Origin of the sequence: Aeromonas popoffii (assembly GCF_037818705.1) — a bacterium.
Taxonomy (GTDB): domain Bacteria; phylum Pseudomonadota; class Gammaproteobacteria; order Enterobacterales; family Aeromonadaceae; genus Aeromonas; species Aeromonas popoffii.
Map to the genome: position 1 here is coordinate 2,717,211 of NZ_CP149129.1, position 26,006 is coordinate 2,743,216.

General features: G+C 58.7%; 34 protein-coding genes and 1 other RNA gene. 14 read left to right on the plus strand and 21 right to left on the minus strand.

All coding sequences use genetic code 11. The annotated features are described in order from the left end of the window. Positions 1 to 10: 10 nt before the first annotated feature. From WJM78_RS12375 to WJM78_RS12400, 6 genes are read right to left on the minus strand one after another with little or no spacing between them, the layout of a single operon-like run. Positions 11 to 307, minus strand: a complete 297-nt coding sequence (locus WJM78_RS12375; RefSeq protein ID WP_339009596.1) for an ArsR family transcriptional regulator — start codon at positions 305 to 307, stop codon at positions 11 to 13. Continuing rightward, on the minus strand, positions 304 to 618 hold the full coding sequence (locus WJM78_RS12380; RefSeq protein ID WP_052449363.1) for a DUF2730 family protein: 315 nt from the start codon (positions 616 to 618) through the stop codon (positions 304 to 306). The genes WJM78_RS12375 and WJM78_RS12380 overlap by 4 nt, the downstream gene beginning before the upstream one ends. Beyond that, a complete protein-coding gene (locus WJM78_RS12385) occupies positions 599 to 826 on the minus strand; it encodes a TraR/DksA C4-type zinc finger protein (protein WP_042037298.1) in 228 nt (75 codons plus the stop codon). Before WJM78_RS12385 ends, WJM78_RS12380 begins: the two co-directional genes overlap by 20 nt. 32 nt (positions 827 to 858) lie before the next feature. Continuing rightward, positions 859 to 1,080, minus strand: coding sequence for a hypothetical protein (locus WJM78_RS12390; RefSeq protein WP_265461186.1), 222 nt, complete (start codon positions 1,078 to 1,080; stop codon positions 859 to 861). Next, entirely contained in the window at positions 1,073 to 1,417 is a 345-nt protein-coding gene (locus WJM78_RS12395; protein ID WP_339009601.1) for a hypothetical protein, read from the minus strand. The genes WJM78_RS12390 and WJM78_RS12395 overlap by 8 nt, the downstream gene beginning before the upstream one ends. Continuing rightward, positions 1,414 to 1,998: a glycoside hydrolase family 108 protein gene (locus WJM78_RS12400; protein ID WP_339009602.1), complete on the minus strand. Its 585-nt coding sequence runs from the start codon at positions 1,996 to 1,998 to the stop codon at positions 1,414 to 1,416. Before WJM78_RS12400 ends, WJM78_RS12395 begins: the two co-directional genes overlap by 4 nt. A gap of 180 nt (positions 1,999 to 2,178) precedes the next feature. Between WJM78_RS12400 and WJM78_RS12405 the strand changes: the two genes are divergently transcribed. Continuing rightward, positions 2,179 to 3,309 (plus strand): type VI secretion system PAAR protein, encoded by a 1,131-nt coding sequence (locus WJM78_RS12405; RefSeq protein ID WP_339009603.1) that lies wholly within the window; start codon positions 2,179 to 2,181, stop codon positions 3,307 to 3,309. Positions 3,310 to 3,632: 323 nt separating this feature from the next. On the opposite strand, the gene WJM78_RS12410 is transcribed toward WJM78_RS12405, so the two are convergent. Further along, on the minus strand, positions 3,633 to 4,055 hold the full coding sequence (locus tag WJM78_RS12410) for a Mor transcription activator family protein (RefSeq protein ID WP_339009604.1): 423 nt from the start codon (positions 4,053 to 4,055) through the stop codon (positions 3,633 to 3,635). A 142-nt stretch (positions 4,056 to 4,197) separates the two neighbouring features. Between WJM78_RS12410 and WJM78_RS12415 the strand changes: the two genes are divergently transcribed. Next, on the plus strand, positions 4,198 to 4,575 hold the full coding sequence (locus WJM78_RS12415; RefSeq protein WP_339009605.1) for a hypothetical protein: 378 nt from the start codon (positions 4,198 to 4,200) through the stop codon (positions 4,573 to 4,575). A 70-nt stretch (positions 4,576 to 4,645) separates the two neighbouring features. Continuing rightward, positions 4,646 to 5,437: a TIR domain-containing protein gene (locus tag WJM78_RS12420; protein WP_339009606.1), complete on the plus strand. Its 792-nt coding sequence runs from the start codon at positions 4,646 to 4,648 to the stop codon at positions 5,435 to 5,437. On the opposite strand, the gene WJM78_RS12425 is transcribed toward WJM78_RS12420, so the two are convergent. From WJM78_RS12425 to WJM78_RS12480, 12 genes are all read right to left on the minus strand, one after another. Further along, on the minus strand, positions 5,434 to 5,892 hold the full coding sequence (locus tag WJM78_RS12425; protein WP_339015852.1) for a regulatory protein GemA: 459 nt from the start codon (positions 5,890 to 5,892) through the stop codon (positions 5,434 to 5,436). The genes WJM78_RS12420 and WJM78_RS12425 overlap by 4 nt on opposite strands. Further along, positions 5,892 to 6,158 (minus strand): hypothetical protein, encoded by a 267-nt coding sequence (locus WJM78_RS12430; protein WP_339009607.1) that lies wholly within the window; start codon positions 6,156 to 6,158, stop codon positions 5,892 to 5,894. The genes WJM78_RS12425 and WJM78_RS12430 overlap by 1 nt, the downstream gene beginning before the upstream one ends. Beyond that, complete coding sequence (locus WJM78_RS12435; protein ID WP_339009608.1) at positions 6,145 to 6,381, minus strand: hypothetical protein; 237 nt, start codon at positions 6,379 to 6,381, stop codon at positions 6,145 to 6,147. The genes WJM78_RS12430 and WJM78_RS12435 overlap by 14 nt, the downstream gene beginning before the upstream one ends. 165 nt (positions 6,382 to 6,546) lie before the next feature. Then, on the minus strand, positions 6,547 to 6,720 hold the full coding sequence (locus tag WJM78_RS12440) for a hypothetical protein (protein ID WP_339009610.1): 174 nt from the start codon (positions 6,718 to 6,720) through the stop codon (positions 6,547 to 6,549). 8 nt (positions 6,721 to 6,728) lie between these two features. Further along, an RNA gene (locus WJM78_RS12445) (hammerhead ribozyme type II) lies at positions 6,729 to 6,798 on the minus strand. 2 nt (positions 6,799 to 6,800) lie between these two features. Next, the gene (locus tag WJM78_RS12450) at positions 6,801 to 6,986 is read right to left on the minus strand and encodes a hypothetical protein (protein WP_339009612.1); all 186 of its coding nucleotides are present in this window, start codon (positions 6,984 to 6,986) and stop codon (positions 6,801 to 6,803) included. A gap of 26 nt (positions 6,987 to 7,012) precedes the next feature. Further along, positions 7,013 to 7,633, minus strand: coding sequence for a DUF3164 family protein (locus WJM78_RS12455; protein ID WP_339009614.1), 621 nt, complete (start codon positions 7,631 to 7,633; stop codon positions 7,013 to 7,015). Between the two features lie 43 nt (positions 7,634 to 7,676). Then, complete coding sequence (locus WJM78_RS12460) at positions 7,677 to 7,907, minus strand: hypothetical protein (protein WP_042037308.1); 231 nt, start codon at positions 7,905 to 7,907, stop codon at positions 7,677 to 7,679. A 48-nt stretch (positions 7,908 to 7,955) separates the two neighbouring features. Next, complete coding sequence (locus tag WJM78_RS12465; protein WP_339009616.1) at positions 7,956 to 8,516, minus strand: helix-turn-helix transcriptional regulator; 561 nt, start codon at positions 8,514 to 8,516, stop codon at positions 7,956 to 7,958. Then, entirely contained in the window at positions 8,500 to 9,117 is a 618-nt protein-coding gene (locus WJM78_RS12470) for a hypothetical protein (protein ID WP_339009619.1), read from the minus strand. Before WJM78_RS12470 ends, WJM78_RS12465 begins: the two co-directional genes overlap by 17 nt. A 45-nt stretch (positions 9,118 to 9,162) precedes the next feature. Further along, the gene (locus WJM78_RS12475; protein WP_005353404.1) at positions 9,163 to 9,885 is read right to left on the minus strand and encodes an AAA family ATPase; all 723 of its coding nucleotides are present in this window, start codon (positions 9,883 to 9,885) and stop codon (positions 9,163 to 9,165) included. Positions 9,886 to 9,927: 42 nt separating this feature from the next. Then, positions 9,928 to 12,141 carry a DNA-binding protein gene (locus WJM78_RS12480; protein ID WP_339009621.1) on the minus strand — a complete coding sequence of 738 codons (2,214 nt, stop codon included), beginning with the start codon at positions 12,139 to 12,141 and terminating at the stop codon, positions 9,928 to 9,930. Between the two features lie 408 nt (positions 12,142 to 12,549). Here WJM78_RS12480 and WJM78_RS12485 point away from each other — a divergent pair, with 408 nt between their 5' ends. After that, a complete protein-coding gene (locus tag WJM78_RS12485) occupies positions 12,550 to 13,296 on the plus strand; it encodes a helix-turn-helix transcriptional regulator (RefSeq protein ID WP_339009624.1) in 747 nt (248 codons plus the stop codon). 387 nt (positions 13,297 to 13,683) lie between these two features. Here the strand turns inward: WJM78_RS12485 and WJM78_RS12490 are convergent, their stop codons facing one another. Then, positions 13,684 to 14,580, minus strand: coding sequence for a DMT family transporter (locus WJM78_RS12490; RefSeq protein WP_339009627.1), 897 nt, complete (start codon positions 14,578 to 14,580; stop codon positions 13,684 to 13,686). A 112-nt stretch (positions 14,581 to 14,692) separates the two neighbouring features. On the opposite strand from WJM78_RS12490, the gene rsxA reads away from it, so the two are divergent. The 8 genes from rsxA to gloA all read left to right on the plus strand — a co-directional run bounded on the left by rsxA (position 14,693) and on the right by gloA (position 22,324). Then, positions 14,693 to 15,274, plus strand: a complete 582-nt coding sequence (gene rsxA / locus WJM78_RS12495) for an electron transport complex subunit RsxA (protein WP_339009630.1) — start codon at positions 14,693 to 14,695, stop codon at positions 15,272 to 15,274. A 4-nt stretch (positions 15,275 to 15,278) separates the two neighbouring features. Next, a complete protein-coding gene (gene rsxB / locus WJM78_RS12500) occupies positions 15,279 to 15,842 on the plus strand; it encodes an electron transport complex subunit RsxB (RefSeq protein WP_042036721.1) in 564 nt (187 codons plus the stop codon). Between the two features lie 14 nt (positions 15,843 to 15,856). Then, complete coding sequence (gene rsxC, locus WJM78_RS12505; protein WP_339009633.1) at positions 15,857 to 18,565, plus strand: electron transport complex subunit RsxC; 2,709 nt, start codon at positions 15,857 to 15,859, stop codon at positions 18,563 to 18,565. 3 nt (positions 18,566 to 18,568) lie between these two features. After that, positions 18,569 to 19,621: an electron transport complex subunit RsxD gene (gene rsxD / locus WJM78_RS12510; protein WP_042036714.1), complete on the plus strand. Its 1,053-nt coding sequence runs from the start codon at positions 18,569 to 18,571 to the stop codon at positions 19,619 to 19,621. 123 nt (positions 19,622 to 19,744) lie between these two features. After that, the gene (gene rsxG, locus WJM78_RS12515) at positions 19,745 to 20,377 is read left to right on the plus strand and encodes an electron transport complex subunit RsxG (RefSeq protein ID WP_212513532.1); all 633 of its coding nucleotides are present in this window, start codon (positions 19,745 to 19,747) and stop codon (positions 20,375 to 20,377) included. Positions 20,378 to 20,393: 16 nt separating this feature from the next. Then, the gene (locus WJM78_RS12520; RefSeq protein ID WP_042036711.1) at positions 20,394 to 21,152 is read left to right on the plus strand and encodes an electron transport complex subunit E; all 759 of its coding nucleotides are present in this window, start codon (positions 20,394 to 20,396) and stop codon (positions 21,150 to 21,152) included. A gap of 14 nt (positions 21,153 to 21,166) precedes the next feature. Further along, complete coding sequence (gene nth / locus WJM78_RS12525) at positions 21,167 to 21,808, plus strand: endonuclease III (protein WP_108535610.1); 642 nt, start codon at positions 21,167 to 21,169, stop codon at positions 21,806 to 21,808. A 102-nt stretch (positions 21,809 to 21,910) separates the two neighbouring features. Then, positions 21,911 to 22,324 carry a lactoylglutathione lyase gene (gloA, locus tag WJM78_RS12530; RefSeq protein WP_339009639.1) on the plus strand — a complete coding sequence of 138 codons (414 nt, stop codon included), beginning with the start codon at positions 21,911 to 21,913 and terminating at the stop codon, positions 22,322 to 22,324. A 72-nt stretch (positions 22,325 to 22,396) separates the two neighbouring features. On the opposite strand, the gene WJM78_RS12535 is transcribed toward gloA, so the two are convergent. Then, the gene (locus WJM78_RS12535) at positions 22,397 to 23,272 is read right to left on the minus strand and encodes a flagellar protein MotY (protein ID WP_181364610.1); all 876 of its coding nucleotides are present in this window, start codon (positions 23,270 to 23,272) and stop codon (positions 22,397 to 22,399) included. A 452-nt stretch (positions 23,273 to 23,724) separates the two neighbouring features. Between WJM78_RS12535 and rnt the strand changes: the two genes are divergently transcribed. Continuing rightward, positions 23,725 to 24,390, plus strand: a complete 666-nt coding sequence (gene rnt, locus WJM78_RS12540) for a ribonuclease T (RefSeq protein WP_181364611.1) — start codon at positions 23,725 to 23,727, stop codon at positions 24,388 to 24,390. 262 nt (positions 24,391 to 24,652) lie between these two features. Then, a complete protein-coding gene (locus tag WJM78_RS12545) occupies positions 24,653 to 25,975 on the plus strand; it encodes a Na+/H+ antiporter family protein (protein ID WP_042036704.1) in 1,323 nt (440 codons plus the stop codon). Positions 25,976 to 26,006 lie beyond the last annotated feature (31 nt).

Below are 26,006 nucleotides of genomic sequence, written 5' to 3' on the forward strand. Positions count from 1 at the left end.
CTAGTCCTCCTCAATCTTCAGCTCGGGGCTTCTTGATGCCCGGCACCACTGCCCGGCCCTCTGCCACGTCCTGACCCCGGCCGGTGAGGTGAGCCACCTGCACCGTGGCCAGCCGCTCAATACGCACCAGCCCCTGCTCTTCCAGCCATGCCAGCAGCGTCTTCACCCGATCCCTTGTCACCCGGCCGGTACCCAGCTGATCGAGGCAGTCATTGAGGATCGACTCGTTGGCAGCGCCACCGATATCCAGCAGGGAGCGCAAGATCACCAGGCGCTGCTGGGAATCCAATATCGCTTGAATGCTCATGGCTTCTCCTTCTGTACCGCTGCGAGTTCATTCTCCAGCAGCATGTCGGCGAGGCGGCGGGCTTGGCGCAGCTCTGGCTTGACCTCTCGCAGCTCGCCGCGCAACTCGCTTATCTCCAGCTGCAGCTTGTGCAGCTCCCGCTCGCTCGGCAGATCGATCAGCGCCTGCTCCACCCTCTGCACCCGCGCCACCAGGGCGGTGAGATCTTCCCGTTTGGCGTAGGTCTTGGAGAGCAAGATGATCACCACCAGCCCCACCAAACTGGCCAGGGCATACAAGGGCCCCCAGTTCCTAACGATGAATTCCCACACGGACTGCCTCCTTGCGCTCATACAGGGTCTGGCACTCGATACAGCGCTCGGCACCCGGTTCTGCAACAAGGCGGGATGGTGGGATCGCGTCATCACAATCGCAACAGATGCCATCCCCCTGGGGCCTTGACCTTGTTTGATGGGATTGAATAAGGCGCCCGGTTCGCTCGGCGTCGAGCTGCTGGGCGCGGTCTATGAGGTCGCTCAAGATCGTCTCCTTGCGGGCCGGTTACTTGACGCTCATTTAACAATCTGGGTCGCTTTGAGACGGCCCCAGATAGCAACCAGACCACCGACTGCGCTGGCCAGATCCACAATAGTGGTGGCCAGACTGGCTTGGGTACCGACATCGACCGGCACACCGAACAGGCCGGCAATACCTGCGCCGACGGCAATCAGGCCACCGATCACGGTGCGGCTCTTAAACGCCGATTTTGCTTGGGGTAACAGAGAATCAGCCATGTTGAGGCTCCTTATGTGGGGGTTGGTACTGACAGGGGGAAAAACGGGCACGGGCCCGCAGGCGATCCAGCTCGGTGACCGAACGCCAGCACTTCTTTATTAACAGGAGCGCAAACAGGGATTGGCGGGTGGCGTGGTGGCTGTAAAGCGGGATCGTCTCCAGGTCTGCACTGGTGGTGCTCGAAGCGGCCAGATATGCCTTGAGGTGGGCGCGGCGCCCATCCTTGAAGCAGGCGAGATAACGGGGATTCTTGAGCTCGGGAATACCAAAACAGCCAGCGGCCTGGATCCCATGCAACGCCTGGCGGCGCTTGTTGATCAAGCTGGGTTTACTCATGCCACCTCCCCGAATCGGATCGAGAGCAGATAGCTTTGCAGGCGCAGCAAGCGGTTGACCCAACCCCAAGCATTGGCCCATTGACTCGGGTCTTTGCGCACTATGCCCAGCATGTAGCTGGCGCGGATCTCCAGTAATCCAAGCAGCAGGGCGCGGTCACCATCCCGACCGGTCTTGGCGGCCAGCACCCGCAAGGTTTGCGGGCCCAATACCCCATCGGCCAGGATGCCCAATGCCTGCTGTAGTTGGCGCACCGAACGGCCAGGGCCGTGGTGGACTGCCCCATCGAACAGCGCGATGGCAATCAGCGGGCAGACGCTATCGACCCGATCACAGCGGGCAGACAGCCAGTAGTTAGCACGATAGAAGGGCCCGGCATGGGCAGGTGTGAGGGCCGAGATAAGAATATCCGGCTGGCCATCCCGATCGAGGTCGGCCATGCCGTCTTTCTTGCCGTCGGCGGCATCGGCGATACCGTATTTGGTGTGGCCGCCCCGGTCGGCCGGGTGATTGACCTCGCCCCCTTCCACATCGGGACGAAGCAACCAGGCAAGCGCGGAAGAAAAAGTATCAGGCAACATAAAGGCCCCTCGACTAACTGCGTTATCCGCAGCGTACCGAGGGGCCTCTATGGCATGGGTTTATGGTGGCTTAAAGTCAATATATGACGCACACCGCATATCACCTGTAATTTGTGCCAGTTAAATATTATTCCCCAATAAATAGAATGGCTTTCTTTAAATTTTGGTGGGGCAAGCAAAGTGGGGAAAAAAGCAGCAACAATTGGTGATATTGGCACCGACCATGATGGATATCCACCAACAAAAATCATCACAGGATCGCCAGATGTATTGATTGACGGCAAGCCCGTGGCGCGAGTTTCAGACCAACTGGAGCCTCACACCAAACCCGGCAGCTCCCCCCACCCCCGCGCCATCGCATCCGGCTCATCGACAGTCTTCATCAATGGCCTTCCAATGGCAATTACGGGAGGGAGTATTGATTGTGGAGGAGTTATTATTGGTTCCAGTACAGTCGTGGTGGGTGATATGGCACCTGCGGCCAGGCGCATGAGCAGTCCAGCACCAACCGAACAGGCGGCAACCACAACCACAAAACCCAAAATTGCCCCCGTCCTCGACGATTGGAAGCCAATACCAGGGTACCGAGGTCTTATCTATCACACTAAGCGGCAAATGGATGATTACCAGGCGGATGACCTCCAAAGCGGTGATATGTCCATGGGCGATATCATGAAACTAGGGGAGATGTATAATTTCGCCTTCACCCCCGATGCGTTTGCTTACCCTCCGTCAGTGCACTTTGGTATTCTCCGTGCAGCTGTTCAGTTTGTCTCTATTGGTGAGTACGGCCCCATCATTGGGCAGCTCATCAATCATTTTGAAGGCTCCAGCGGGACAACCTATACCGACCCACTGTTAGACAAAGCTATGAAAACGCACGTAACGACTCAAACATTTACAAATCGTATCCAAACGCTCATTGGTGAACGTTTGACAGCAGGAGATGGAGCACTCAGCCCCGATGATCGTGAGCCCATACAGGCTGGCCTCAATAACTCAGTGTCATTGCCAAAATTTGACACGTTGGCAGACTGGGTGAATGGTCTTGGCATTGCCGTGCATGATGTCTATGCAGTCAAGGTTGAACTCACAGAGCTTGAGTACAAGGGGCGTGAGTTCCGTGGGATACTAACCTATCAAGTTCAAGATCACTTTGGTCTCGATGACCTTGATGTCAATGGTGGCAAGAGGTTCGAATACCTTGCCCCCTTCCGTTCCTGGTTCCTGTTACAACGATACAACAGATACGCTTACAAACCGTTCATTACAGAGATGAACTTTACAGCTGATATAAAAGGATCGTTCTGATGCCCCTTGCTGTGATCATATGGTACCTGCTGGCATATGTACTATTGGGATATATCGCCTTGAACAGTGGTTCACATGTATCAGATTCGTATGCGGGACTGGCGTTCGCCATTCCCATGATAGGTATTCCCATAACCTTAGTGATCACCGTGTGGGGCATAGGGGTTAACATAGCAAGAAAGCGATTTGGGGTTATGCTGGGTTACATGCTGGCCTGTACTGGGTTGTATGGCCTACTGCGGATAATCGTAGCTTGATGATGCCGTTAGAAGCCGGTTCATGTTTTGATAGAGAGGCAGTGTGCTTGTGCCCACTGCCCTACCTTAACCAAAAAGCTCCCCTTGTATCCGCTTTCTAGTTAACAGCCTCTGTTCAGCGACCACAGCATAAGTCTGCGGCACCGAGAGCCCATACTTGCGAGCAAGCTGGTCGATATTGCGGCCGTTAAACTCGTCCCAGATAGCCCTATCCCGCAGTGCAGCCTTGAGATGATCCCCGGTGGGGATGTAGTAGGCACGGCCACCCATATAGTGGGCCTGTACCAACGCCAACTTGCGGGCCTGAGCCTTGGCCTGTTCTGGCACCATTCCTCCTCTTGCCAGTTCGCAGGCGAGCACATCCACCAGCTCGCTCAGGGCTTTGGGCCATTTGGCCGTCAGCTCAGAGACAGGGATCTGGTCAAGGCGATCGACCAGTTGCCCCAGCGAGGCATGATCATCGGCAAAGAGATCCTGATTCTGTTCCATGACTCCCCCGGCAAAGCAGAAAAAGCGGTGCGCCAATTAGAACACTGGCCATTTTCTGCGCACATTAATTGGTGCGCAATGAGTCCCCCCCCCCCCCCCTCAGTGTCATCGCCAACAAGATTCAAGGAAAGGTCATAGCACTATGGGCCGACGTTACTATCGACGGAAAAACCAGTCACTTATCACCGACACCGCAAGCACTATGCTGATGAGTTCCTGGTGGGGGGCTCTGCTGCTGGGCCTGATCGGATGTGGGCTTTTTTACTGGCTACTACCTGCATGGATCATCAGCAAGATCCAAGAAATCCCACAGCTCACAACCGGTTTGGATATCCGTACTATGGCCTTCCAAGCTGTTGCGCGCAGACTCCATTGGTCTGAGTTCGTTGGAATGGCATTCCTATGGTTGGGTCTCTTGATTGTCTGTCTCAAGCTGATGGCAACGGAGCTGGAACCGAGCCAACACCATCCTGGCCTGCTTGGTTTTCTGGCTCGCTTGCTGGCGCGGTGGAGTGACTAGGATTCTGCTGGCCCCAGTTTCGCCCATCAGATAAAATCCCACTTCAATCAGCGGGTTAATGGGGTAAGCGATGAAGGTATTTTTGAGTTGGTCGGGGGAACGCAGTCGATTGGTGGCCACCTTATTGGATGAGTGGCTGCGTTGCGTATTACAGGCGATCCGCCCCTGGATCTCCACCAAGGATATTGACCGGGGTTCACTCTGGTTTAGCGAAATCCAAGACCAGTTGCAGGATGTGACAACCGGCATCATCTGTCTGACCCAAGAGAACAAAGAAAAGCCCTGGATACTCTTTGAGGCAGGTGCGCTAGCCAAAGGTCTCTCCAACTCTCGGGTCTGCACCCTGCTGATCGACCTGGAGCCCCACGATATTCGAGACCCCTTGGCTCAGTTCAACCATACCAAGCCAGACCGGGACGGAATTTATTCTCTTGTTCATACGTTAAATAATCGTCTGGGAGATAACCGCCTCGATCAGGCCATCCTAAACAAGGTATTAGATACTTACTGGGTGCAGTTTGCTGAAAGATTTGAAGCTATAATCGCCGACACCCCCGTTGTTGAAAAGCCTAAATCTCGACCAGAAAAAGACATTTTGGCAGAGATTCTTGAACATACTCGTTCACTTCAAACCCGTTTAAATACGCTTGAAAATGCCAAGATTAATCGCACGTCATCTAAAAATGATATTGAAATTAAAGATGTATCTATATTGATTTATGAAATGGCGAATAACGGAATGAGCACGACCGAAATTGCAGAAGAACTTAACATGTCAATATCTAGTGTTCGTACGTACTTAAAAAAGCACAGCATTATGTCTGCTGGTTCTGCACTTCGACACAATAAATTTGTAGACTAATTATTCTTACGACTATTCCACTTTTTTAGCGCCTCCAGCACTTTGACAGCCAGAGGCGCATCCAACCATCCTACCTCGGCCACCCCTACCCCACCGTTTAAACGGGCAGTCATCCGTTGTATCCAGTGGTTTAGTGCAGTTTCCGAGCCATCCCTGACGATGCCAAGGCGGGCCATCTCGCACCAAATGGCCCTGATCTTGGCAATTTCATTGACCCTGAGATGGCGACCGGCCGCTGGACTTAACCGTTTGTTGGCCTTAGGGCGGGCAGGCTTGGGCGTAAAGCCTGCCGCCTTGAAGGCGGCCAGCACCTGTTCCAGCTCCAGCTCACTCAACAGGGCGGCGCTGCGCTTGCCGGTATGGCTGGCCAACAGATCGCGGTAACACTCGTCATCAAGTGCCAACGCACGGCGCCCCACCTGTACCAACCGGATCAATCTGCTGCGCTTGTCCATCACCTATCCCCTCCCTGTTCTGCCTTGCTGTCATGGTGCAGCGCGGCCACTCTCAGCTGTTGATAGTGTTCATTGAGACACCCCCGACACCAGCTGGAGAGCCGGGTGGCATCGCTCGCCAAACCGAAAAACTCGGTATCCCATGGCCAGAACTCGCCGCAACGGGGGCAGCGCTGCTCCAGCCCCAGTTCGGTGATACAGGCCCGACCGCTTTGCAGGCGGCGAGCCAGAATATGAGGTGCCAGCAGGGGACTATAGATGGCCATGACTGACCTCCCCCATAACAACCCTATCCCGTTGCAACTCTGCCACCAGTTGCCAGCGCATCTGGCAGGCTTCTTGGGCCAGCGCATGAAAGCCACGAGCACGCGCCTCTCTATCAAACTGCTTGAGCTGTTTGCACACAACCCGTTTATCAGGGACTGCCTGTGCAATGGCTGCCGCGCTGAAAATCTTGGTAAGCCGAATATCCATCTCTGTTTTGGTCATCGCCGAGCTCCTTTATCGAGGCGGTGAACTCCTGGGCTGCGCTTTCACGTTTTCCATATCGGATTCCTCAGTTGGCCAAAAACAGGCCGGTGCACAGACCAGCAATGAAGGCCCCATAAACGGCAGCCATCACGTTGACCAGCAACCAGAAGGCGGCTTCGTGGTTCATACCGCCCCCAACTTGGCTTGTTCCCGGCCACTCCCCCCTGCATTCAGCTCAACATTCATCGCCGCCATCAATGCATGGTTCGCCTTCATTGCATTGGCTGAGTCATGGGCGTTACCCCGCTCAACCAGCGCAAACAACTTCTTGGTCTGCACTAACATTCGACTTTTCATCTGCTTCTCCCTAGCTGCTCATCAGTACCCGGCCACCACGCCGGGCAGACAGAGCGGCAGTGCCGCCCTGTTTCGCACCCTCATTGCTCAAACTTGAGCGGCATCACGCCCTGATACTCCTCTTCATTGAGAGGAGCGGGACCCAGCCCCAACGCCCAGAGCAGGGCGGCTTTGATACCATCCTCATAGGTGTCGTCGGGGTAGCAGGTGCCCTCGGTTTCGGTGATCTGCTCACAGAGCAACAGTTGTTCTTCGGCTTTTTCCACGTTGATTTCCATCGCACATACCTCTCTTACAACTTGGCCAGATCCAGGCTCATCTGGACGTAGCGCCCCTGGCCGTCCCGCTCGTAGAGCCGCAGATATTGACTGGTGCCGGTCACCTGAATGGCGTCGGCGATCGCCTGCATGGCCTGCTCCCAGTCGGCATCCTCGATATTGAGCTGACGCAGGGAGAGCACCTGGTTGACGTCGATATGACCCGCCTTGGAGACCCTAAACGCATGGTCAACCAGTGCCCGCAGCTTGGCGTCGGCACCATCGCTCCAGCGCGCGATGCACTGGTCGATCAGCGTCTTGGCTGCCTGGATCCGTTCATCAAATTTGCGGTGCTCCCCCACCGCCCGGATCAGCTTGTAACGACCGTCGAAACTAAGCAGGGTCACGTTGCCCTTGGTGCCGCCCCACGCCACCCCGTACTGCTCGGCCGAGAGATCTACAAAGTCAGCGATCTGCTGCATGGCGTTTATCTTGAACGCCGCCAGGCGGGAGCGTTCTTCACGGGCGGCAGCGATGATGGCCATCACCACCTCGTCGCGCAGCTTGTCAGCCGAGGCAATCAGGTTTTCCGGTACCCAGTGCCCCTGGGCGTTCTGACGCATCGGGGTCGAACTGCTGGTGTGTGCTTCTTGCATGACTCTCTCCTTGATTAATCCCGTTTTATTCCGGTGCTTGTCCTTACTGGCGCCAGTGCAGCAGGCAGCCACCAAAACGCACTAGGGCAACATCGCGCACCACACCCCCCAGGTACTCCCGCCCCCACACCGCCCGTTTAGTCATCACTTCGGGTAAGGGGCCGGTCACCGCCAACAAGGGGGTATGACACACCCGGCTGGTGCTCACCTTGCACCCGTTCGCCGTCAGCCAGATCTGCAACTGCTCGGCAGTTTTTTGTAGATTTCTGTTCATCCCGCTCTCCTTGTGATGCCCATCCCTGTGCCCACAGGGCCCGCTGGTTTACTGGTTATTCTTCTCGGCCCGGTCGAGCAGCCGGTTGTACTTGATCCCCATGATCTTGAGCTCCTCCGCCAGCAGATCGGTCAGGATGCGCAAGGACGAACTGGCATTCTCTCCATCGCTTTTTGCCTGTCTACGTAACCTGGAAAGAGTGGCCTCGGCGTCATATCTGGCGCTCCTGTCCATGCCTTTGTTGTGAGGCTCAACAGAGATGCGCATCGGCCGACGCAGTTGCTGCTCCTCACCCAGTTGGCTATGGGGACAACCGCTACGGCACGCCTTCCAGAGTTTGATATCCATCGGACTGCTGCCCACGTCACGAGGACCACGCCGCTGATGGGCGAGACACTGATGCACCGGTATTTCGCCCAGAATGGGGCACATCACCTTGCTACCCATCAGGGCCCCTTCCACCAGGGTTTGTACCCTTGCCATATCGCCGGGGTATTTTTCGTTGCAGACCTGGCTGATGGTGGTGCGAGAGATCCCCAGTTTCTCTGCCACCTGGGCCAGCGAACTGGCCGCCACTTCGGCCTGCAACACCTCAAGCCACGTGCCCATGTGGTGCCTCCTTCACATCAAACTGATAAAAATGCTGCTCGTTCTGATCCCAACATCCCCCCTGTTTTGCTCGCACCATAGGGGCAAAACGTCCGGTATCACGGATCAACTGGTAGCGGTTCTGATCCCCTTTCACCTTGAAGAGCTCTATCTTGTCCACCAGCCGGACATATCCAGCCCTAATCAAAAAGGTGGTGTAAGTGCTGGCGCCACTGTCATCGACTCCAGAGGTAATCGCGAGGTCACTCAGAGTGAAAAAACGGCTGATCTTCATGGTGTTCCACATCTTTTGCTGCACCGTCTTTCGATGAATACGGCGCTTTTTCCGATGCTTTGTCTGGCGATTCCCTGAGCCAAACTGCGGCACGTTAGATGGGTCAATCACCTGATAGCGGCTCCCGCGAAACGATATCCGCCGACCAAACGGCTTTTGATACACGCAGCGCAAATGGCTACTTGCCAGCCAACGGCGCACAATCAGATAGACATTTCCCAACTTGAGCTGGCTCCCCTCTACCAGCTCAAACAAGTCGAAAGAGTCCTGCTGACACATCCAGTGCCATGCTTCTTCTGCATTGCTATTTCTGATTTTTCCAACCACTGGAATCCCTCCCGTGCTTTGTTTTTATTGGCTGTAGCCTGACGGCTAGCGACTGCGGCGCACGTCATGGAGCAGTTCGCTGGCGTCCACATCCTCCAACCGGATAATCCGGGCATCAGAGGCCATGGCCATCTTCTCGATCTTGTCGAGGGCCGAGACGATGGTGCGCACCACGCCATTGGAACGCTTGCGAATGAGATCCAGCAGGGCATCGTCGATCTCCACGTCCACCTCCAGCATTTCGCTGGCTATCAGGGACACGTCTTCCAGATCGGCGGGTTTGAATTCAATCCACTGAGAGATACGGTTAAACAGCTGCTTGCGCTGGCTGATACGGCGGGCAATCTCTTCCATGCCCACCAGGATCAGGGGTTGTTCGGTGGCATCGTAGATATCGCGCAGGGTCTCCATGATGCGGGCATTGCCGACCACGTAATCGGCCTCATCCACGAAGATGGCCAGCTCTTCGGCGCGCACGGATTCAATGATGCTATCGACCTGGGCCCGCAAGTTGTGGCGCTGGGGAATGCCGATCTCTTTGGCAATCTGCTCCAGCAGGCTGGTCACAGTGTCGGCCTTGTAGCAGCGCACATAGATGCCGTTCACTTCGTCCTGGTTGAACAGCCACTCCACGGCGGTGGTCTTGCCAAAGCCGGAGGGGCCGTGGATTAGCCCGATACCCGGCACTATGCTGGAGCGGTTGAGCAAGTTGTCGAGCAGCTGCTCGGTCTTGATCATGTTTTTGACTTCAACGATCTTGTGTTTCATCGTGGTTTTGTCCTTTGTTTTTGGGTCTTTTCGGGCTAATCACTAACCTTTTGCCTGGGTGTGGCGGATCGCCCGAACTTCATCCAGATGGCGGTTAATCCGTTTCGCCATCAGCTTGTGGCTGTAGAGGTACCGGGTCAGCCACTCCCTCTCCCGCTCTGTCAACGGGGCATCCAACTCCTTCTCTGCCAAATGGATGGCCTGTTCGTACTCGGTCTTGAGCGCTCTGGACTCTTGCCCTGCCGTTGCTTGCTGGCGGGCGGCTTTCTCTTCTCGCCTGGCCTCAATGGCGGCAAGTTCTGCCGCGCTAAACTGAGCCAGCTCACCGGGGACGGCAATGCCCGAAAGTGCGGTCAGGGCCGGGTTATCGAGGGTGAGATCACCGCGTTGGAACTGGGCGATATCCCGCGCCTGGGAGACGAAGTGGCGCACCACATCCTGATGGAGCTGGTCGATGCCAAAGGTCTTGGCCACATTGCGCATCTCGCGGCGAAAACCGGCCAGTGCCTTGGCATCGGCACGCTTGGCGGCACGGAAGGCATCCGGGCTGACACCATTGCCCAGCAGGTCGATGTTCACGGCCTCGATCCGCTCGTTCCAGTCGCCTGTGCGATACAAGATGGCGCGGCCCACATCGCTGGGGTCGAGGAACACGCTGACCCGCTGGCTCTTCCAGTTATGCTCCAGCAGTTCTGGGGCCGTGTATTTGAGCCCACCGGCTTTGATGAAGCCTTTGGAGACGGTGGCCTCGCCGATGTGGTTAAGCAGCAGATCCAGCGCCGACTCATCGCCAATGGCCCGCCGCTGATAGCGGGCATGACCATATTTCTCGTTGGGGGTCATCCCCAGGGAGCCATGCTTGCGGTTGTGGTAGCGGGCATCGAGCCAGTTATCGAGCAAGCTCTGCAGCTCACAGGCCGTCATGGCCAGCTCGAAGATCTCCTTTTCGGCATCCGGTTTGCGTTTTTCTTCCAGACGCTGGGCAAAGCTCTTGCGTGCCTCGATCACCTGCCGATCGGCCACGCAGTGGCCGATATAGGAGGGCAGCAACTCGATAAGGCCGTGGCTCATGGTGCGAAAGAAGCGCTCTATGTGCGGTTTCTCCCATCCCGAATAGGCGTTGGAGCGGCTGACGTTCATGCCGAGCAGGGTGCAGATGGACATGACCCGCTGACTCACGTAGTCAGAGCCGTTATCGGTGCGCATCACGCCGTTATCGTTGAGGGTGCCCCACGCCAGCAGCGTCTTGCGCAGCAGCAGGCAGATCCCCTCGCTCGATGAGCTCTTGGCCACCAGCAGACGCACCCGACGGGTATACACGTCGATCACGGCGATGATGCTGTGACGGCCATCTACCAACATGGCGTCGACCGGGGTGCTGTCGAACTCCCACACGTCGTTGGGCTGGGCCATCCAGGGGTACATCTCCTCGATCGCGCTGCGGTATTTGTTGTTGTAGGCATCGGGGTTGGTGGCATAGGTAAAGGCCACCTTGTTGTCACTCAGCCATTTCGCCATCCAGCGGCGCAAGGAGGATTGGCTGGGGATATGCCATCCCAGCTGATTCATCTCGTTGTATTGGCTGGCAAGTTCGTGCAGGGCTCCCCACTTGTTGGCCAGATGGGGTTTGGCGGTAACCAGTGCGGTGAGAAACTGGGCCAGATCCGGGCTCTGCTCGACGGTCGATGGCCGCTCCCGCTGGTAGTTGCCCGCCAGGGCTGCGGGGCCTTCGTCCGCCAACGCACTTTGCCAGCGGCGCAGGGTGATCAGGCTGAATGGTTTTTGCCGGTCATAAACGTTCGCAGGGAGTGACAGGCTGCGGCCACGGTAAGCCTCAATAAACGCACGCCGACCCACCTCCCCTTGTTGGCAAGCGTGATAGGGTGCCAGGAAAATATCGGCGGCCTGCAGGATCAGCAGTCTGGCATCGACCTTCTGGCGAGCACCCTCCCCCAATGTCAGCAATTTGCGGCCTGCCTCCGGTTTGACCGGTACCTCACGCGCCAACAGCTTGGCCATGGCCTTGCCACCCGCCGCATGATCGGTCACGGCTTGACCTTGTGCGGCCACAGCTTGCTCTGCCAGGTAACGGCGGGTTTCGCTCGGCAGTGAGCTGATGTGGTACTCGGCCCCTTTGCCTTTCTCGCGTTTGCGGCTTTGCCACTCTTCACGCTCGGCCTTTTTGCGCACACCATCGGGGTAAGCGGGCATGCCGGCCAACCCGGCCAACGCTTGGGCGGTGTACCAAGTGCTCATTGGTCACCTCCCAGCAGATCGATCCCAAGCGACTCGGAGAGCAAGGCCATGATGGAGCGGCTTTCCCGACGCTTGGGGCTGACACCCTTGGCTGGGGCATAGTGTTTGATGCAGCGCTGTACGGCTCTGGGATGCAGCCCTTTGGCGCGGGCCCAAGCAGCTTGGGAATATCCACGTTTTATGAGCTCAGCCCTGATCCACTCTGGTGTTTTCCCTGACATACTCACCCCGTTTCGGTATCATCAAGTGTCGCGGCGCGCGTCTTCGCCATTCATAAATGAATGATTTTATGTCGCAATGCGTCACATATGAATGATTGATCACCCCAAAAAGATTGACAAGTCTTTTTGTGCGGAATTTTTTGTCTGTTGAATCACCAGCATTAGCTACTAGCCGAGAATTCCTTGTATGTCAGAGCGTTATGAAGAAAAGCCACAAGCAGTACAAAAAGACGGTGAGGTATCTTTTCTGACGGCTGGAATGGATACTCTGAGTGACCGTCTGGATGAGCTTCGCGGGAGTCTGAGTTACAAGGCATTCGCCAAACAGGCGGGGATGAGTGAATCGGGGATGCGTAAATACTTCCCTCCGTTCAATTCACTGCCCACCATCGACAAGGCGCTGCGCATCGCGCGGGTGTTCAATGTCAATCTGGAGTGGCTGGCCACCGGTCAGGGCCCGAAACATCCTGATGGAACGGCCGAGCAGATGGTGCAATGTGAGGAGTTTGATGAGGAGTACGCGCTGATCGATGGCTACCATGTCACCGTCAGTACCGGCCATGGTGCGTTTAATGATGATCACGAGGTTAAACGCAAGCTGGCCTTTCGCCGCAAGTGGCTCACGTTTCGCAAGTTAAACCCGGATAACCTGGTGGTGGTCTTCGCCAAAGGCGACAGCATGGAGCCCACCATCCACTCTGGTGACTCTATCCTGGTCGATATCAGCAAGAATCAGATCGAAGATGGATCCATCTTCGTGTTGCGCCTTGGCGAAGAGCTCTATGCCAAGCGCCTGCAGAAAAACTTCGATGGCGGGATCACCATCATCAGCGACAACCGCGATGATTACCCCCTGCAGGTCGTTCCAGCCAACCAGCTGGAGAACCTGGCCGTGATCGGCAAGGTAGTCTGGGCAGGACACGATTTTTTTTAACTGTGGGTGCTACAGACAGTCGCTTAAACCCGGATTTAAACTACTAGCTGTAACTCAAATGGAAAAAACAGGCGGCCAGCCTGTTTTTCATTTTCAGCAGATCCCAATCGGCCGAGCGTACCAATTTTTCATTTTGCGCTTAAACGGCTTGGTTTAACCGCATCACGCTACAAGCCCCACCATTCCTGAGTTTGTCCCACCATCTCCCACTTGTTTTCACCAGCTCCCGGTTTTTCATTCTTGGTGGTGGGTTACAAAATGAACAGATTCACGGCCCCGCACGGCCAAAACCGGGCTGACCCCGGGGCGCGGCTTTGCCGTGGTGGTGGACGAAGTGCGGCAACTGGCCGCCAAAAGCGCCAGCACGTCCCGGTAGCGCGGGACAGATCAGCTGTCGGCGATAACAGGCTCGCGTACCTTGCGCCGAGCAGGCAGTTGCCCAACAGCAATGCCCAGCAGAACGGCGCCACAGGCAAGCCACTGCAGCGACGTCAGGGTTTCACCGAGCAGCAGATAAGCCAGCAACAGGGTAAACACCGGGATGAGGTTCACATAGGCCGCCGCCAGCGTCACCTTGACCTGGGTCACCGACCAGTTGTAAAGCAAGTAGGCCCCGAGCGTCACAAAGGCACCGAGGAAGACGATGACCACCATGTCCTGCCAGGCCCAGGCCGTCGGCCAGGGCTCGCGGAAAGCCAAGGGGGCAAAGAAGAGGGTACCGATAAACGCCTGCAACGCGGTCAGGGTCAGCACGCTGTAACGACTGGAGAGCTTCTTGAATACCACGGCATAGATGGCGGCGCACAGCATGGCCCCCATCTCCAGGCTATTACCGAGCAGGGCGTTGGGGGCAAACTCGTCCACTCCGCTGCTCAGCCCCAGCAGGGCGATGCCGACGATGGCGATGGCAAACCCGAGCAACTGGCGGCGACTGACCCGCTCCCTGAGCAGCAAAAAGGCAACCAGGGCCACGATGAGCGGTAACATGGCACAAACCATGCCCGCCTGCCCGGCACTGGTGTAGCGCAGGGCATTCACCTCCAGCAGGAAATAGAGGCAGGGCTCCAGTCCCCCCATCAGGGCCAGCCAGCGCCAGTCCCCCTTTTGATAGGTGAAATTGCCCAGATAGCGGTAGCAAAGCAGCCAGCAGAGCGCGGCCACACTCATGCGCATGAACAGCACCTGACCGAAGCCCCAGATCCCCAACACGTGCTTGAGGGCGATAAAGGAGCTGGACCAGAGCAGCATTGCCAGGGTCAGGGTAAAAATGGGTAAAGGGCGCACATTTCCTCCATGAAATTGGCCATTTGAATAATAACCATGCGGCCTTGCGGTTGTTTAAGGAGACCTAAAATCAGATAATACCGCCGCCTTCAAACCGGATAACCCATCTCCCATGACTGAGTACCTGCTTTTATTGGTCAGTACTGTGCTGATTAACAACTTCGTGCTGGTGAAGTTTCTCGGCCTGTGTCCCTTTATGGGCGTCTCCGGCAAGCTGGAGACCGCCGTCGGCATGGGGCTGGCGACCACCTTCGTGATGACGCTGGCCAGCGCCAGTTCCTATCTGATGGAACACTATATCCTGATCCCGCTGAACATCGCCTACCTGCGCACCCTTGCTTTCATTCTTGTGATCGCCGTCGTAGTGCAGTTCACCGAGATGGTTATCCGCAAGAGCAGCCCGACCCTCTATCGCCTGCTTGGCATCTTCCTGCCGCTCATCACCACCAACTGTGCCGTGCTGGGCGTGGCGCTGCTGAGCATCAACGAGCGTCACAACTTCCTTCAGAGCATCATCTACGGGTTTGGCGCAGCTGCAGGCTTCTCGCTGGTACTGATACTGTTTGCCGCCATGCGTGAACGCTTGGTGGCAGCTGACGTTCCCACTCCGTTTCGCGGGGTGTCGATTGCCATGATCACCGCCGGCCTGATGTCGCTGGCCTTTATGGGCTTTGCCGGCCTAATCAAGATATAGCGCTATGACTCACATACTCTTTGCCGTTCTGGTGTTGGCTTTGCTGGCCCTGGCCTTCGGCATCATTCTGGGCTTTGCCGCCGTCAAGTTTCATGTAGAAGCCGATCCTATCGTCGATCAGCTCGATGCCCTGTTGCCACAGACCCAGTGCGGCCAGTGCGGCTACCCTGGCTGCAAACCTTATGCCGAGGCGCTGGCCAATGGCGATCAGATCAACAAGTGTGTGCCCGGTGGCGATGCCGCCATGCGCAAGATAGCGGATCTGATGGGGGTAGAACCCCAACCGCTGGGCAGTGCAGAGACCGCCATCCCGGTCAAGAAAGTCGCCTTCATCCATGAAGATCAATGCATTGGCTGCACCAAGTGCATCCAGGCCTGTCCGGTCGATGCCATCGTCGGTGCCACCAAGGCGATGCACACCGTCATCACCGACGAGTGCACCGGCTGCGATCTCTGTGTCGATCCCTGCCCGACCGACTGTATCGAGATGGTCCCGGTGCCGACCACGGTCGACAACTGGAAGTGGGATCTGGCCAAGGTCGCCATTCCGGTCAAGATAGTGGAATAAACAGCGGAGTAACCATGCAGCATCTGCTCGAACGCATCAAAGCCGGCACTCTGTGGGATTTTCACGGCGGCATTCACCCTCCCGAGAACAAGCACCAATCCAGCCTGACCCCGGTGGTGGACGCGGGTCTGCCGCCCCAGCTCATCATTCCGGTGCGCCAGCATGCAGGTCCGTCTGGCGATCTGCTGGTACAGGTCGGCGACAAGGTCAAAAAAGGTCAGCCGCTGACCCGCTACGACAAGGGGCGCATCGTGCCGGTGCACGCCTCCACCTCGGGCACCATCACGGCCATCGGCCACCACACGGTAGCGCACCCCTCCGGCCTCGATGATCTCTGCATCACGCTCACCCCGGATGGGGAAGATGCCTGGGGTGAGCGGCAGGGCCGCAGCGACTACTGGAATCTGGAGCGGGGCGAGCTGCTGGAACGCATCCAGCAGGCCGGCATTGCGGGCCTCGGCGGCGCCGTGTTCCCGACCCACAGCAAGCTGGACGGTCGCGGTCAGCTGACCGAGATCCTCATCGTCAACGGGCTGGAGTGCGAACCCTATATCAGCACCGACGATCGACTGATGCAGGAGTATGCCGACGAAATCATGGACGGCATCCGGGTGCTCAAGCATCTGCTCAAGCCCAAGCTGACCCTGATCGGGGTGGAAGACAACAAACCCGCCGCCATCGGCGAGCTGACCCGTCACGCCACCGATGAGGATGTGCTGGTCAAGACGGTGCCGACCAAGTACCCCTCGGGCGGTGCCAAGCAGACCATAGAGCTGCTTACCGGCCGTCAGGTACCCAAGGGAGGCCGGGCGGTGGACATGGGCATCATGGTACTCAACGTGGCCACCGTGTTCGCCATCAAGCGCGCCATCCTCGACGGCGAGCCGCTCATCTCCCGCATCGTCACCCTCACCGGTGATGCCTTCAAGAAGCCGGGCAACGCCTGGGTACTGCTGGGCACACCAGTACGCTGGCTGTTGCAGCGTTTCGAGCTGCAACCCGAGGCGGACCAGCGGGTCATCATGGGGGGCCCCATGATGGGTTTCACCCTGCCCCACGCCATGGTCCCCGTGGTCAAGGCCACCAACTGCCTGCTCTCCCCGACCCGGGCCGAGCTGCCGCCCGCCGGTCCCGAGCAAGCCTGCATCCGTTGCAGCGCCTGTGCCGATGCCTGCCCGGCCACTTTGCTGCCCCAGGAGCTCTATTGGTACAGCCGCGCCAAAGAATACGACAAGGCAGAAGCGCTCAGTCTGTTCGACTGTATCGAGTGCGGCGCTTGCGCCTGGGTCTGCCCGAGCGAGATCCCGCTGGTGCAGTACTACAAGATTGCCAAGGATGATATTCGCGAGGCGCGTGCCGAGGCAGAAAAAGCCGAGCGTGCCAAACAGCGTTTCGAGGCCAAGCAGGCCCGGTTCGAGCGGGAAAAAGCCGCCCGCGAGGCTCGTCACGCCGAGGCGGCAGCCCAGCGCCGCCAGGCCATGACAGCCGCAGGAGGCGAAGACCCGGTCGCAGCAGCCCTGGCCCGCATCAAGGCCAAGCAGGAGACGACCGCCAGCACAGCGGCTGAGCAGCCCGACAACAGCGCCATGATGGCCGCCCGCGAGGCACGCAAGCAGGAGGCCCTCGCCCGCCGCGCCGCCAAGGCGGCCAGCGGCGATGAGCCCGCCGTCATTGCGCCCACGCCAGAGGCGCAGGATCCGAAAAAAGCGGCCATCGCTGCAGCCTTGGCCCGTGCCAAGGCCAAGAAGGCGGCTCAAACCGCCCCTGACGAGGCAACCGCTGATACATCGGCCGCTGCGGCTGCCCCTGTCACAGAGGCGACACCCAGCGCCGAGGCCGATCCCAAGAAAGCAGCCATTGCCGCCGCCATCGCTCGCGCCAAAGCCAAGAAGGCCACGCACGCTGCGGATGAAAACATCGCCGCCGCGCCCGAGTCGATTGCGACCGAACCCGAGCGGGGACTCGACCCCGCACCGGCTCCGGCCGAGATCGACCCCAAAAAGGCAGCCATTGCCGCCGCCATCGCCCGCGCCAAGGCCAAGAAGGCCGCGCACGCTGCGGATGAAAACATCGCCGCCGCGCCCGAGCCGATTGCAACCGAACCCGAGCGGGGACTCGACCCCGCACCGGCTCCGGCCGAGGTCGACCCTAAAAAGGCAGCCATTGCCGCCGCCATCGCTCGCGCCAAGGCCAAGAAGGCCGCGCATGCTGCGGAGGAAAACATCGCCGCCGCGCACGAGCCGATTGCGACCGAACCCGAGCGAGGCCTCGACCCCGCACCGGCTCCGGCCGAGGTCGACCCTAAAAAGGCAGCCATTGCCGCCGCCATCGCTCGCGCCAAGGCCAAGAAGGCCGCGCACGCTGTGGAGGAAAACATCGCCGCTGCGCCCGAGTCGATTACGACCGAACCCGAGCAGGGCCTCGACCCCGCACCGGCTCCGGCCGAGGTCGATCCCAAGAAAGCAGCCATTGCCGCCGCCATCGCCCGGGCCAAGGCCAAGAAAGCGGCGCACGCTGCGGATGAAAACGTCGCCGGGCCTGACGCAGGTGTCGTCGCGGACGCGGATACCCGCCAGGCAACAGCACAGGTACAGGTCGTTACTGACGCCGATCCCAAGAAAGCGGCCATTGCCGCCGCCGTGGCCCGCGCCAAAGCCAGAAAGCTGGCTGCCGACGCCGCGCTGCAGGCATCCCCTTCTTCATCGACCGACAAGAGCCACTGATCCATGTTCAATATCGCGAGTGCGCCGTTTGCCCATAACCGCAAACAGACCCAAACCCTGATGTTGCTGGTGATCCTGGCTTGCCTGCCCGGCCTGCTGGCCCAGATCTGGTTCTTCGGCTGGGGTTCCCTTATCCAGATCCTGCTGGCGCTGGTCACAGCGCTGGGTGCAGAGGCATTGGTGCTCAAGTTGCGCCGCCGTCCCATCAAGCCCGCCCTGATGGATGGCAGCGCGGCGCTGACCGCTGTGCTGATCGGCCTCTCCCTGCCTCCCCTGCTGCCCTGGTGGATGCTGGTGCTCGGTACCGCCTTTGCCATCATCATCGCCAAGCACCTCTACGGCGGGCTGGGTCAAAACCTGTTCAACCCGGCCATGGTGGCCTATGTGCTGCTGCTGGTCTCCTTCCCGGTACAGATGACCAGCTGGCTGCCGCCGTCGGGCATAGCCGCCTATGGGATAGGCTTCGGCGATGCGGTGTCCGTCATCTTCACCGGCTTCAGCCTGGACGGCTACAGCATGGCGCAGCTCAAGCAAGGGGTGGATGGCCTCACCATGGCCACCCCGCTCGATACCTTGAAGACCGGGCTGACCCAGGGGCTCACCGCTGGCGAGGTGATGACCCACGCAGTGTTCGAGGGCTGGGGCGGTATCGGCTGGAGCTGGGTCAACCTCGGCTACCTGTTGGGCGGCCTGTTCCTGCTGCAACAAAAAGTCATCAACTGGCGCATTCCAGGAGCTATTCTGGGCTCCTTGCTGCTGGCGGCAACCCTGGGTTATCTGATGACGCCGGATGCCACCGCCACCCCCATGTTCCATCTGTTTAGCGGCGCCACCATGCTGGGGGCCTTCTTCATCGCCACCGATCCGGTGAGCGCCAGCACCACCCCTCGTGGACGTCTGGTCTACGGCGTGCTGATCGGCGTGCTGGTCTACCTCATCCGTCGCTTTGGCGGCTACCCGGACGCCTTCGCCTTCGCCGTGCTGCTGGCCAACCTCTGTGTACCGCTGATTGACAGCCTGACGCGCCCCAAGGTCTACGGAGCCCGCCGCAAATGAGTAACATCCTGCGGATAACCCACCTCTGCGTGGCCACGCCAAACGACCACCTGACACGCCTCAGGGGAGATGGAGCACGTCGTACATGACCCTGGCGCAAACCCCACTCTCAGGAAAGATCCAATGTTAAAGAGCATGCGCAAAAATGGCGTCACCCTGGCGCTGTTTGCCCTGGCCTGCACCGCCGTGGTGGTGCTGACCAACGAGCTGACCCGTGACCGGATCGCCCATCAGCAGCAGCTGGAGAAGCTGCGCACCCTTTCGGCCCTGTTGCCGGAGGGGAGCTATGACAATGATCTGGTGGCCAGTTGCAAGCAGGTGCAGAGCAAGAGGTATCTGGGCAGCGATCAGGCCATGCCGCTCTACATCGCGACCCTGCGGGGCGAGATCACCGGCTATGCGCTGGAAACCGTGGCCCCCGACGGCTACAGTGGGGCCATTCGTCTCATCGTCGGCACAGATGCCAAGGGTAACGTCAGTGCGGTACGGGTGCTGGCCCACAATGAGACACCGGGCCTTGGTGACAAGATAGAATTGAAGAAATCGAGCTGGATCAACAGCTTTTCTGACAAGTTCCTCAACCACGACAACGAGGCAAGCTGGGCGGTGAAGAAGGATGGCGGTGAATTCGATGCCTTCACCGGCGCCACCATCACCCCCCGCGCCGTGGTCAAGGCGGTGAAGAACCTGCTGCTGTTACAACAGGAGCACCCTGAATTGCTGCGGGATGCCCCCTCCTGTGACCCCACCCCATAACACCGGAGCACAAGCCATGGAACAAGTCGATGTGATTGACGGGCTGAGCCCGGTCAGCGAGGGCAATGGCCGTCGTGAAGAACTCAAGGAGCTGATGCTGCAAGGGCTGTGGAAAAACAACCCCTCCCTGGTGCAGGTGCTGGGGCTCTGCCCCACCCTGGCGGTCTCCTCCACCTTTACCAATGCGCTGGGGCTGGGATTGGCCACCATGGCGGTGCTGGTCAGCTCCAACCTCACCATCTCCCTGGTGCGCAACCTGGTGCCCAAGGATATCCGCATTCCCGTCTATGTGATGATCATCGCCGCCCTGGTGACCAGCGTGCAACTGTTGATGAACGCCTACACCTATGGCCTCTATCAGGCGCTCGGCATCTTCATCGCCCTGATCGTCACCAACTGCGTCATCATAGGCCGGGCCGAGGCGTATGCCTCCAAGAACCCACCCCTGCTGGCTACCCTCGACGGCTTCATGATGGGGCTGGGCTTTACGCTGGTGCTGCTGGTGCTGGGGGGGCTGCGGGAGATCATCGGCATGGGCACCCTGTTCGACGGTGCCGATCTGCTGCTGGGGGATTGGGCCAAGTCCTTGCGCATCGAACTGTTCCACGCCGACGCCAGCCTGCTGCTGGCGATCCTGCCTCCCGGCGGCTTCATCGGCCTGGGCCTGATGATCGCTGGCAAAAACGCCATCAACGACTGGCTGGGCCGCAAGCAGGCTGCCGACAAGGCACACGCCGACGTGCCGGCTGCGGTCACCCGCGCAACCCAGCTCTGAGACAAGAGAGATCCATGAACAACCAGAAACGCAGGCTGATCCTGGAACGGCTGCGGGACGACAATCCCCACCCCACCACAGAGCTCAACTTTCACTCGCCGTTCGAGCTGTTGATCGCCGTGCTGTTGTCGGCCCAGGCCACTGACGTGAGCGTCAACAAGGCCACCGACAAGCTCTATCCGGTGGCCAATACCCCGGCCGCCATGCTAGCGCTAGGGGTGGACGGGGTGAAGCAGTACATCAAGACCATTGGCCTGTTCAACACCAAGGCCGAGAACGTCATCAAGACCTGTGCCATCTTGCTGGAGCGTCATGGCGGCGAGGTACCGGAAAACCGCGAAGCGCTCGAAGCCCTGCCAGGGGTCGGTCGCAAGACGGCCAACGTGGTGCTCAACACCGCCTTTGGCTGGCCTACCATCGCCGTCGATACCCACATCTTTCGGGTGTCGAATCGCACCGGCTTCGCGGTGGGCAAGAACGTGGATCAGGTGGAAGAGAAGCTGCTGAAAGTGGTGCCCGCCGAGTTCAAGCTGGACGTTCACCATTGGCTGATCCTGCACGGCCGTTACACCTGTCTGGCTCGCAAACCACGCTGTGGTTCCTGTATCATCGAGGACCTTTGCGAGTACAAAGAAAAGGTCTACCCGGAGAGCTGAACACACGGTCCTGCACACCATGCGGCCACATCAGTCGATCCGGGTTCTCCCTTCTTCTATCGAATATCAGTACAACGTAAATCCTATCTGGAGAGCCAAGTCATGAGAATCCTGCATACGATGTTACGCGTCGGCGATCTGCAACGCTCCATCGACTTCTACACCCGAGTACTGGGGATGACACTGTTGCGCAAGAGCGAGAACAGCGAATACAAGTACACGCTGGCCTTCGTCGGTTACGGCGACGAGAAGGATGAGTCCGTCATCGAACTCACCTACAACTGGGGCGTGAGCGAATATGAGCTGGGGTCGGCCTACGGCCATATTGCGCTGGAAGCAGACGACATCTATGGCACCTGCGATGCGCTGCGTGCCGCCGGCGCCAAGATCACCCGCGAGCCGGGCCCGGTCAAGGGCGGCAAAACCGTCATTGCCTTCGTGGAAGATCCGGATGGTTACAAAATTGAACTGATCGCCAAGAAAGACACAGGCACAGGCCTGGGTGACAGCCTCTAAGGCATCGCCAGGACAAGATCCCCATAAAAAAGAGCGCCACAGCGCTCTTTTTCATTGAAGGGTCACCGCCCATCAGATGGCGCCATTGCGCCCCATGTTGATCACCACACGCCGGTTCTTGGCGCGGCCACCTTCGGTTTCGTTAGAGGCGACGTGCCGCTTCTCGCCATGCCCCTCTACCGAGATCTTGCCGGGTTCGATACCCAGATCCACGAACACCTTCTTGATGGCATCGGCCCGCTTCTCGGAGAGTTTCTGGTTCGGCCAGCGACCGCCATAGCTGTCGCTGTAGGCGTCGATCACCACTACATCGATACTCTTGTCGACCTTCACATACTCACCGATCATCGCCAACCGGCGTTTGGAGGCCAGCGACAGCTCGTCGCTGTTCTTGTCATAGGTGAGCACGCTGAAGGCGATGTCATTGAAACTGTATGGCAGCAGGCTGTTCAGGCAATCCACGAACGCCTGATACTTGACCCGGAAGTTGACCGAGGAGAGCGACACCCGCACCGGTCGATTCTGGCGATACCAATCGCGATACTGGAAGGTCGGCATGCGCCCCCCCTCAAGCTCGTCCAGCATGGTCCAGGCGGTCTGCCCCTCCACCAGGCCATCGAACTGCTGGTAGAAGCGCAGCTGGCTCACTTCCCGTCCGGCGATGCCGGGTCGCCAGACTGGTGGCATGATCCCCAGACTGACCGTCTGGGTCCGGGCCTGCTGGCGCAGCCCCTTGAGTTCAAAATCCAGATTGATCCGGCGGCTGGCCCGGCTGACGAAGGCTCCCGTACCCCAGTTGGGAATGGGGTGTTCGAGGCGGCACTCCACTTGCGTGTCCGAGGTCAGGCGCCAGACGGATTGATCCAGGCCGGCACCAAACTCGGTAACGCCCGCCTGTAACTGCATACTCACGGATATGCTGACCAACCCTAACATCCAAGCGTTCAACTGCCTGCCCTCCACACGATCTCACGTTAGGTATCGGCAAGGACAAAACAAGCTTTAGGGCAAACCACTCAGTGAGGGGCAGAACGCGCCATCAACTTGAAACTGGCAAGCCAGCAGATCCCGCTCGGCGCTGTTCTGCTGTAAGGTGTCCGAGTACAGACGATGGGCTTCGTACACCTCGCGTATGGTTATCACGGGGAGTGTATGTCGTCGGTGAGGTAGCGGTTGCACCTGCGTCGCCATCGTAAAACTGCGAAGCCAGCAACGGCAGGCAGACCACCGGCAACATCTTGTGCGCCACTCCCAGCGTCTTCATCGCGCTCCCTGACGTGGTCAATGATAAGCCCGCGTGTCGATAATAGAATCAGACACCTGTCTCATGGTTGCGGATGAGGGACAAGGGCCGGCTTTTTTGCCATAATGCCGCCTCATTTCACGCCGACCGAGATACCATGACCGACGCTGTTCACACCCTCAAGGGCCGTTTTCGTGGCTTTTACCCCGTCGTCATCGATGTTGAAACCGCCGGGTTCAATGCCAGAACCGACGCCTTGCTGGAAATCGCCGCCTATACCCTCAAGATGGATGAGGATGGCTGGCTTCTGCCCGACCAGATCTTTCATTTTCACGTCGAGCCATTCGAAGGCGCCAACCTGGAGAAGGCGGCGCTGGAGTTCACCGGCATAGATCCTTTCAATCCACTACGCGGTGCCGTCAGCGAGAGAGAAGCGCTGACCGAGATTTTCAAGGGCATTCGCAAGGGGATGAAGGAGCACGACTGTGGCCGCGCCATCATAGTGGCCCACAACGCCACCTTCGATCACGGCTTCGTGATGGCCGCCGCCGAGCGCGCCGGCCTCAAGCGCAATCCGTTCCACCCGTTTGCCACTTTCGATACCGCCGCCCTCTCCGGTCTGGCACTGGGACAAACCGTACTGGCCAAAGCGTGTCAGAGCGCCCGCATCCCGTTTGACAATAAAGAGGCGCACTCCGCCCTGTATGACACAGAACGCACCACCGAGCTGTTCTGTCACATCGTCAACCGCTGGAAGAGCCTGGGTGGCTGGCCACCGGCCCATCCGGATGATGCCCCCGCCGACGACGACGCGAGCGAATAACCGGCACGAGCAATAAGCAAGAAGGCTGCCCTGGCAGCCTTCTTCTATTGGGTTGGCGAGATCAATCTGGTTTGACCAGAATAGCGAAAGCAGGGCCATACAAAGCCGTTTTTCACCCCCACGCCCACCTTGGCCCCCCGGGTCAGCCGGGAATGCTGCCAATAGGCATTTTGCCTGATTTTTTACTCGACATTTGTCACATTTTTCGCAAACTAACGGCCTTTCACATGACAGACAGCTACACAATCCATAAGGAAATCAAATGAATCCTGTTGTTATCGCGGTTGCGCTGATGCTGGTGCTCAGCCTGCTGCGGATCAATGTGGTGGTCTCCCTCTCCATCGGCGCCATCGTCGGCGGCCTGATCGGTGGACTCTCACTGCAGGAGACCCTCAGCACCTTTACCGGTGGTCTGGGTGGCGGCGCCGAAATCGCCCTCTCCTATGCCATGCTGGGGGCCTTTGCGGTCGCCATCTCCCGCTCAGGGATCACCGACCTGCTGGCCCGCAAGGTGATCAGCCAGTTGGGCAAGGATGCCAGCAGCTCTCGCATCCTCTGGGTCAAGAGCCTGCTGCTCACCTCAGTGTTGGCGGTCTCCATCTCCTCCCAGAACCTGATCCCGGTCCACATTGCCTTCATTCCTATTCTGATCCCGCCGCTGCTGCACGTCATGGCCCAGATGCAGATCGACCGCCGTCAGGTGGCCTGCGTCATCACCTTCGGCCTGACTGCGACCTATATGCTGTTGCCGGTCGGTTTTGGCGGCATCTTCCTCAATAACATCCTGGCCAAGAACCTGATCGACAACGGCGTGCCGGTCGAGCACGGCCAGCTGCCACTGGCGATGGCCATTCCGGTACTGGGCATGTTCATCGGTCTCTTGATCGCTGTCTTCATCAGCTACCGCAAGCCACGCCAGTATGACATGGGCAAGATCCTGGCCGCCGAACCCGAATCCGTCGAGCTCAACCTCAACCACATCTGGGTGGCCCTGCTGGCCATCGGCGTGGCTCTTGGGCTGCAGTTGATGACCAACAGCATAGTGCTGGGGGCGCTGGCCGGTTTTGTCATCTTCACCTGCGGAGGGGTCATCAAGTTTCGCGAGAGTCAGGACGCCTTCACCCAAGGCGTGCGCATGATGTCCCTCATCGGCTTCATCATGATTTCGGCCGCCGGCTTCGCCGCCGTGATGAAAGCGACCCACGGGGTGGAGAGCCTGGTGCAGTCCGTCTCCGCGGTGATCGGGGATCAAAAGGGCCTCGCCGCCTTCCTGATGCTGCTGGTTGGCCTCTTGATCACCATAGGGATAGGCTCCTCTTTCTCCACCGTGCCCATCATAGCCACCATCTATGTGCCGCTGTGCATCCACCTCGGCTTCTCGCCCATGGCCATCATAGCCCTGGTCGGTACGGCCGGCGCACTGGGGGATGCGGGCTCCCCCGCCTCCGACTCGACGCTCGGCCCCACCTCCGGCCTCAACGCCGACGGCCAGCACGACCACATCTGGGACAGCGTGGTACCCACCTTCATCCACTACAACATCCCGCTCATCCTCTTCGGCTGGATTGCCGCCATGGTGCTCTGAGCCACCGGACAAGATAGATGCAGACACGCAA

What these genes read in the sequence shown, in the direction of transcription:
- rsxB (WP_042036721.1), top strand. Translation starts at nt 15,279, where the DNA reads ATGACTCACATACTCTTTGCCGTTCTGGTGTTGGCTTTGCTGGCCCTG.
- rsxA (WP_339009630.1), top strand. Translation starts at nt 14,693, where the DNA reads ATGACTGAGTACCTGCTTTTATTGGTCAGTACTGTGCTGATTAACAAC.
- rnt (WP_181364611.1), top strand. Translation starts at nt 23,725, where the DNA reads ATGACCGACGCTGTTCACACCCTCAAGGGCCGTTTTCGTGGCTTTTAC.
- nth (WP_108535610.1), top strand. Translation starts at nt 21,167, where the DNA reads ATGAACAACCAGAAACGCAGGCTGATCCTGGAACGGCTGCGGGACGAC.
- rsxG (WP_212513532.1), top strand. Translation starts at nt 19,745, where the DNA reads ATGTTAAAGAGCATGCGCAAAAATGGCGTCACCCTGGCGCTGTTTGCC.
- WJM78_RS12520 (WP_042036711.1), top strand. Translation starts at nt 20,394, where the DNA reads ATGGAACAAGTCGATGTGATTGACGGGCTGAGCCCGGTCAGCGAGGGC.
- WJM78_RS12415 (WP_339009605.1), top strand. Translation starts at nt 4,198, where the DNA reads ATGGGCCGACGTTACTATCGACGGAAAAACCAGTCACTTATCACCGAC.
- WJM78_RS12545 (WP_042036704.1), top strand. Translation starts at nt 24,653, where the DNA reads ATGAATCCTGTTGTTATCGCGGTTGCGCTGATGCTGGTGCTCAGCCTG.
- WJM78_RS12395 (WP_339009601.1), bottom strand. Translation starts at nt 1,417, where the DNA reads ATGAGTAAACCCAGCTTGATCAACAAGCGCCGCCAGGCGTTGCATGGG.
- WJM78_RS12460 (WP_042037308.1), bottom strand. Translation starts at nt 7,907, where the DNA reads ATGAACAGAAATCTACAAAAAACTGCCGAGCAGTTGCAGATCTGGCTG.
- WJM78_RS12455 (WP_339009614.1), bottom strand. Translation starts at nt 7,633, where the DNA reads ATGCAAGAAGCACACACCAGCAGTTCGACCCCGATGCGTCAGAACGCC.
- rsxD (WP_042036714.1), top strand. Translation starts at nt 18,569, where the DNA reads ATGTTCAATATCGCGAGTGCGCCGTTTGCCCATAACCGCAAACAGACC.
- WJM78_RS12480 (WP_339009621.1), bottom strand. Translation starts at nt 12,141, where the DNA reads ATGAGCACTTGGTACACCGCCCAAGCGTTGGCCGGGTTGGCCGGCATG.
- WJM78_RS12465 (WP_339009616.1), bottom strand. Translation starts at nt 8,516, where the DNA reads ATGGGCACGTGGCTTGAGGTGTTGCAGGCCGAAGTGGCGGCCAGTTCG.
- WJM78_RS12390 (WP_265461186.1), bottom strand. Translation starts at nt 1,080, where the DNA reads ATGGCTGATTCTCTGTTACCCCAAGCAAAATCGGCGTTTAAGAGCCGC.
- WJM78_RS12475 (WP_005353404.1), bottom strand. Translation starts at nt 9,885, where the DNA reads ATGAAACACAAGATCGTTGAAGTCAAAAACATGATCAAGACCGAGCAG.
- WJM78_RS12440 (WP_339009610.1), bottom strand. Translation starts at nt 6,720, where the DNA reads ATGAAAAGTCGAATGTTAGTGCAGACCAAGAAGTTGTTTGCGCTGGTT.
- rsxC (WP_339009633.1), top strand. Translation starts at nt 15,857, where the DNA reads ATGCAGCATCTGCTCGAACGCATCAAAGCCGGCACTCTGTGGGATTTT.
- WJM78_RS12420 (WP_339009606.1), top strand. Translation starts at nt 4,646, where the DNA reads ATGAAGGTATTTTTGAGTTGGTCGGGGGAACGCAGTCGATTGGTGGCC.
- WJM78_RS12410 (WP_339009604.1), bottom strand. Translation starts at nt 4,055, where the DNA reads ATGGAACAGAATCAGGATCTCTTTGCCGATGATCATGCCTCGCTGGGG.
- WJM78_RS12425 (WP_339015852.1), bottom strand. Translation starts at nt 5,892, where the DNA reads ATGGACAAGCGCAGCAGATTGATCCGGTTGGTACAGGTGGGGCGCCGT.
- gloA (WP_339009639.1), top strand. Translation starts at nt 21,911, where the DNA reads ATGAGAATCCTGCATACGATGTTACGCGTCGGCGATCTGCAACGCTCC.
- WJM78_RS12375 (WP_339009596.1), bottom strand. Translation starts at nt 307, where the DNA reads ATGAGCATTCAAGCGATATTGGATTCCCAGCAGCGCCTGGTGATCTTG.
- WJM78_RS12400 (WP_339009602.1), bottom strand. Translation starts at nt 1,998, where the DNA reads ATGTTGCCTGATACTTTTTCTTCCGCGCTTGCCTGGTTGCTTCGTCCC.
- WJM78_RS12430 (WP_339009607.1), bottom strand. Translation starts at nt 6,158, where the DNA reads ATGGCCATCTATAGTCCCCTGCTGGCACCTCATATTCTGGCTCGCCGC.
- WJM78_RS12435 (WP_339009608.1), bottom strand. Translation starts at nt 6,381, where the DNA reads ATGACCAAAACAGAGATGGATATTCGGCTTACCAAGATTTTCAGCGCG.
- WJM78_RS12485 (WP_339009624.1), top strand. Translation starts at nt 12,550, where the DNA reads ATGTCAGAGCGTTATGAAGAAAAGCCACAAGCAGTACAAAAAGACGGT.